This window comes from Crenothrix polyspora (genome assembly GCF_900163755.1).
GTDB classification, from domain to species: Bacteria; Pseudomonadota; Gammaproteobacteria; order Methylococcales; family Methylomonadaceae; genus Crenothrix; species Crenothrix polyspora.
This window is the reverse complement of sequence record NZ_FUKI01000069.1, coordinates 1-4,927: the sequence shown is the minus strand read 5'-3', so window position 1 is coordinate 4,927 and position 4,927 is coordinate 1. Positions and strand designations below refer to the sequence as shown.

The window sequence follows — 4,927 nt, the reverse complement described above, 5'->3', positions numbered from 1 at the left end:
AAACCCCAGTGCCTTGATTAGTGATTGATGAACTGCTCTATAAACTCTGTAACAGTTTGGCATGATGAATTTACACAAAAATGCGTAAATTTATCAAATTGTTAAAAAATATCAAGTAGTTTTCAAAAAGTGTACGGTAGTGAAAAAGAGGGTATGAATTGGCGTGACGAGCAATTGCTAATGCGCGGTATCGACAGCGGTCGTGGCCCTGGCAATGCGATGTTGCTTACGTTCGAGCATGACCATGTCACCGAAGTGTTTACCGGCTTTGGCGAAAAAGGCCTGTTTGCTGATACCCTCGCAAAAAACACGGTTGCCGAGGCCAGGCGCTATCTAAGCAGTAATGCGGTTGTCGGCACTTATTTGGCCGACCAACTTTTGTTGCCTATGGCGTTAGCCGGTGGCGGTTCTTTTACAAGCACCGAATGGAGCCAACATGCGGTAAGCAACGCTGAAGTGATTCAGCAGTTTTTGCCGGTTGCTATTGTTGCTGAAAAAACGGACAGCCGCATTGTACGGGTGAATGTAGTTGCCAAGGATTAGCATCATCGCTGCTCTCACTTTGCAAAAAAAATGTTTACTGTAGCACTCCCCGTATTTTAGGCCACCGAAGGCGAACTGAAATATGACCAATGTGCGAAAGAAGTACACTACAAAATTTAAGACGAAATATCTGACAACAAAAAACCATTAATGAACGGATAACCTTGCCTTGATGAGATTTTTGAACGAACAATATACACAGATATTAGCTCTTGCAGATGCCTGCCGTGAAAGGCCGTCAACATGAACCCTCGTTCATGTGCCTAAAAGTGCCCCCAATTTTCACATAAAAGTGTAGACTTGTAAAACAAGTGCCGCTGTGGTCAAGAGACCCTGTGCCTTAAAACAACTTCCATTAAGTGAGCCACTTGAACTAAGGTAGAAGCTTTTCAAGTTCCTTAATGATCATTTTAATAGGGACAAAGTGCGTATAGGATTTGGCAATATCACATATTTCTTTAAGCGCCTGTTTTTTATTTATATTTTTTGAATCCATATTGCATAGCTCTTGTATCAGCTCCATGCGTCGATTCTCTGTGTGATAATTGATAACATCAACCAATTCAGGCTCAATATCTGTTAGCCAAGTATCAATTTTATCAGCCTCCAAAATCAGCTCTTGAGTCTCTATTGTAGAAACAGCTTTGGCTTGTTCCAACATGCGTTTTACGTCAGAGACAGGCACTTTTTTATACCGGATAGCATTGAAAACATCACCCGAAACCGCTTCGTTGGCGGGACGGCTTAGTTCATAAATTGCAGTTTGAGATATTGAAATTTCAGATAAATCATTGATACAATAGGTTTCGCAGAACTTTCCAGCATTCCAAGCCCTATAAATATCCATCTGGTTGCCCAAACATAATGTTTGAGCAGGATCTGACCGGAGTTCAGCAATATACTGCCCGAACAAAGTGTCGGAATCATATCGTTGCCGCAAAATCCATAATATGCGCCACTTCATTAACGTTGACTGGTTATCTATTTGTACCAATCTTTTTATCAGGTCTTCATTAGACAGTTGGTTCAGGCCTGAAACAGACCATACATCACTCTTCCCTACACCATCAACAAACTCTCTTTTTAATTCGGCTATTTCTTGCTTTGTTTTAAATGGTTTCATTTAAAATCTCCAATAATAAGCTTTCCATTTCATTTTTCGCAGCCATCGCACTACTGGATTTGTCTGTCATTTCTGTCACAGCAAGACCTTCTGACATGGCATCTCGATAGATACGCCGATCGTGGACGGTGGTTTTCAATAGCTTGATAATGGAATAGCTGGATATGGCTTCTCTGGCAGATTCAGAATCTTTATCCTGTGTATTTGTTGGTGCAGAGTTCACAAAAGCAAATACTTTCATATCTGGATTAACACGCTTAGCCATCTTTATCATTGATTCCATGTGTGGCAAAGTTGTTAGATCAGGCCCGCTGGGACGAAACGGCATAACCAAAGCATGACAAACGATTAATGCCGATCTAAGCTCTTTTGAATCTCTGCCTGCTGCATCGACAATCACATACTCATAACGCTTGTCTAGATCAACCAAGGCATCATCAACATCACCATATTTTTGGACTGAGTTAATTTTTGGATAATCAGGGTGTTCGAGTTTACGATCACCAACCCACAACGATGTGGTTATCTGCTCATCAGACTCGACCAGCATGACATCCCTGCCTTTGTTGACCAACATACCGGCCAAATTGCAGGCTATGGTTGATTTGCCACAACCGCCTTTCTGGTTTCCCAATAAAATAATCACGTTAACCCCTTTGTAGAATTGAATTAATCATCCATTTATTCTGTTTTGTTTTTTGGTCTGTAACTGTATCAACAAACATGCCTACCCTTTATTCCAATTTTCATCATATCCAATTAGGCCATCCATCTTTTGTCTCTATCCATTTAACGTTTTAGGTAGTCGTTCAAAAGATTTTTAACACCAAATGCCTATGATTCGTGGTGCGCGAGCCATAAAATGTTAAAAGACTTATGGTCGACTACTTATTAGAAAGTTTTATCGTTCTATTGTAATAAAATTTTCTATGGCATAAATCTATGCCGGTAGATTTAAAGCATGTTATATATCAGTCAGCGGCTATCAATTCTAAAATTTATTATTTGCAACAAACCCAGACTTGTAGATTGATTGACGTTAAATATTGTCCATCACAGCGTGTTTAAACCAGTTAGGCAAACGTTCTGTTTTTATCTCCAGAGCGTGGCCATCAGTAATCTCCGCTACAAAAACCTGCTGTTGGCCAGAGTTATCAAATATATATGCTCGGTTAGAATAACGAATTGCCTCTTTCAGTAAACCCAAAGAACGAAAATAACGGCTAACGATTTTATCTACGGGTACCGGATGACCACCCATTTTTACCCGATAACGAACCCTCGATATATTAATATCCGGATCTTCAGTGGCAACATAGTACAAATAAGTCCGGTAGCCATGCTGTTGAGCCTTTTGCAAGAAAGCCACTTTGTCGGGGGATGACATCACCGTCTCGAAAGTGAAACTTACCCTCGTTTCCAATAACTTTTGCCGAATAAAATCCGCAGCCACCGATGCAAAGTAGGCATTCATAGAAACTTCAAAAAAACTCAACTTATTGTCATTAAAGCGTAATGCATCTGCCTCGTCCAACAAATCGGCTTTTGCCAACAACGTCGATTGCTGAAAAAACGTCAAAATCTCAGCTGCTGATGTATCTACTCCATAACTAGCCAAATCAAGAAAATCACCCCGCTCACGAATGGTTTTCTCAATTTCGTCAGGATTCACATATACGCCCAGTAATTCTGGACGAATCACCGCATTAATGGTACTTTTTCCGGAACCATTTGGGCCGGCGAATATCCTTAGACGAGGAGTGATGCCACTCACAGTAATTCCAGACATTGCCCTAATGTAACTATTGTTTGAGGTTCTAATTGTTTAAGTACTTTTCGAGTACCATCAGGGAATATTTCGACCATCACACCATCTTCACAGATTAGCACACTACTGCCCGTTGCTAACGCTTGCCAATAAGCTTGTTTGACAGCTGCATCGGCTAGGATAGGAATGTGTTTTTCCAAATATTGTATACTTTCTTCAGTCATATCCATGAGTTACCCTTGATGTAATTAAAGTTAACAACCGTATCATAGCCAATTAAATTGGTGTAACTACTCAGCCTTGATTTACCTGGGCTACAGCGAGTTTATCGGTGTCAAAAGCAGCCAAAGTAACTAAAAATGCAATTTCTGCATCCGATTTTATAGGTTTTTCACCAGTAAAATCGCTACAACCCGCGAATTTATAGGCTGAGTAGTTACAAATTGGTTTGATTTTTTGCTGAATAATGGCATATTTCTCAGGGCGCTCTTTGCATTCAAATTTGTGCTAAGCCTACTTTTTTAATTGGCTAAATCAGATACCTGTATAACTTGAACATTACCATATGATCTTATTTTTTTATCATTGGTAATAAAAAAAATCACAATGATTTTCTACGGCAACGGCAATATGAATGGCATCAGGTGTTTTCATCCCTGTTTCCCCTCCTATTTTAGCAGCAAGGATAAAGGTTTCGGCACTAAGCCCAAATAAAGAAACGTACCCAGACTTCAGTAAGAGTTCTTGGTAGGCGTGTATTGATTCCTGTAGGTTTTCACGAAAGGGTTTTATGAGGATTTCAGTAAGCGTAAATTCACTACTACAAGCAATGACCTTATCTTCATCGATCATTTCAAAAATAGGGCTGATAGCATCAAAAAAAACTTCATGTTTTTCTACAAAATAGATTATAGGATTCGTATCAAAGTAAATACTTTTCCCTACAAAGGTTTCGAATAGGGAGGTTATGAATTCCATTCATCTCGGAGGCTTGAAATAAAAGTGTCAGCTTCTTGCGCTGATGAGTAGGCTTGTTTTCCCCCTGTTCCTGCATAGTCGAATATACTTTTTCTTACTTTTTTAATGGGAGCCGGACGCATAAATACACCATTATTCGTAATGAAATATTCAATGTAGCTATCTGGGCCTACCTGGAGGGAAGAAACGACTTCTTTTGGTAAGGTAATTTGATGTTTTTCTCGAACTCTAATCATCGGCATAGTATGCCACCATGGAAAAATAAAATAGTAGGATTTTCTTAAATTATAATAATTTCCTACTAAATAGCAACTGTATTTACAATTTACTGCCTTTTACTGATACCGAACATTTCTCATTTTAGCAATTTTGGGACTACGCTTATTTTAAAAACGAATTACAATCAAAAATATTTGTCAGTGAGCTAGAAAAGTCAAAGATTAATTCACTACCCAGCAATTCAGAGTATCCCGAAAAACCAATATACTGGAAACCTACTCTTTTATTGCGGACAC

7 protein-coding genes are annotated in these 4,927 nt (G+C 39.3%); 1 reads left to right on the top strand and 6 read right to left on the bottom strand.

The genetic code is table 11. The annotated features are described in order from the left end of the window. Nucleotides 1–153: 153 nt before the first annotated feature. On the top strand, nucleotides 154–543 hold the full coding sequence (locus CRENPOLYSF2_RS04235; protein ID WP_087142718.1) for an RNA 3'-terminal phosphate cyclase: 390 nt from the start codon (nucleotides 154–156) through the stop codon (nucleotides 541–543). Between the two features lie 373 nt (nucleotides 544–916). Here CRENPOLYSF2_RS04235 and CRENPOLYSF2_RS04230 read toward each other — a convergent pair whose 3' ends face one another. From CRENPOLYSF2_RS04230 to CRENPOLYSF2_RS04205, 6 genes are all read right to left on the bottom strand, one after another. Then, nucleotides 917–1,666, bottom strand: coding sequence for a hypothetical protein (locus tag CRENPOLYSF2_RS04230; protein ID WP_087142717.1), 750 nt, complete (start codon nucleotides 1,664–1,666; stop codon nucleotides 917–919). Next, the gene (locus tag CRENPOLYSF2_RS04225; RefSeq protein ID WP_087142716.1) at nucleotides 1,653–2,312 is read right to left on the bottom strand and encodes a division plane positioning ATPase MipZ; all 660 of its coding nucleotides are present in this window, start codon (nucleotides 2,310–2,312) and stop codon (nucleotides 1,653–1,655) included. The genes CRENPOLYSF2_RS04230 and CRENPOLYSF2_RS04225 overlap by 14 nt, the downstream gene beginning before the upstream one ends. A 393-nt stretch (nucleotides 2,313–2,705) precedes the next feature. Further along, nucleotides 2,706–3,440 carry a zeta toxin family protein gene (locus CRENPOLYSF2_RS04220; RefSeq protein WP_217884064.1) on the bottom strand — a complete coding sequence of 245 codons (735 nt, stop codon included), beginning with the start codon at nucleotides 3,438–3,440 and terminating at the stop codon, nucleotides 2,706–2,708. After that, nucleotides 3,437–3,658 carry a hypothetical protein gene (locus tag CRENPOLYSF2_RS04215; RefSeq protein WP_217884063.1) on the bottom strand — a complete coding sequence of 74 codons (222 nt, stop codon included), beginning with the start codon at nucleotides 3,656–3,658 and terminating at the stop codon, nucleotides 3,437–3,439. Before CRENPOLYSF2_RS04215 ends, CRENPOLYSF2_RS04220 begins: the two co-directional genes overlap by 4 nt. Before the next feature lie 358 nt (nucleotides 3,659–4,016). Continuing rightward, entirely contained in the window at nucleotides 4,017–4,412 is a 396-nt protein-coding gene (locus tag CRENPOLYSF2_RS04210) for a type II toxin-antitoxin system VapC family toxin (RefSeq protein WP_087142713.1), read from the bottom strand. After that, on the bottom strand, nucleotides 4,400–4,654 hold the full coding sequence (locus tag CRENPOLYSF2_RS04205; protein WP_087142712.1) for an AbrB/MazE/SpoVT family DNA-binding domain-containing protein: 255 nt from the start codon (nucleotides 4,652–4,654) through the stop codon (nucleotides 4,400–4,402). Before CRENPOLYSF2_RS04205 ends, CRENPOLYSF2_RS04210 begins: the two co-directional genes overlap by 13 nt. Nucleotides 4,655–4,927 lie beyond the last annotated feature (273 nt).

Bases quoted from the DNA above. Each gene is read 5' to 3' on its own strand.
- CRENPOLYSF2_RS04205 (WP_087142712.1), bottom strand. From the start codon at position 4,654: ATGCCGATGATTAGAGTTCGAGAAAAACATCAAATTACCTTACCAAAA.
- CRENPOLYSF2_RS04210 (WP_087142713.1), bottom strand. From the start codon at position 4,412: ATGGAATTCATAACCTCCCTATTCGAAACCTTTGTAGGGAAAAGTATT.
- CRENPOLYSF2_RS04230 (WP_087142717.1), bottom strand. From the start codon at position 1,666: ATGAAACCATTTAAAACAAAGCAAGAAATAGCCGAATTAAAAAGAGAG.
- CRENPOLYSF2_RS04235 (WP_087142718.1), top strand. From the start codon at position 154: ATGAATTGGCGTGACGAGCAATTGCTAATGCGCGGTATCGACAGCGGT.
- CRENPOLYSF2_RS04215 (WP_217884063.1), bottom strand. From the start codon at position 3,658: ATGACTGAAGAAAGTATACAATATTTGGAAAAACACATTCCTATCCTA.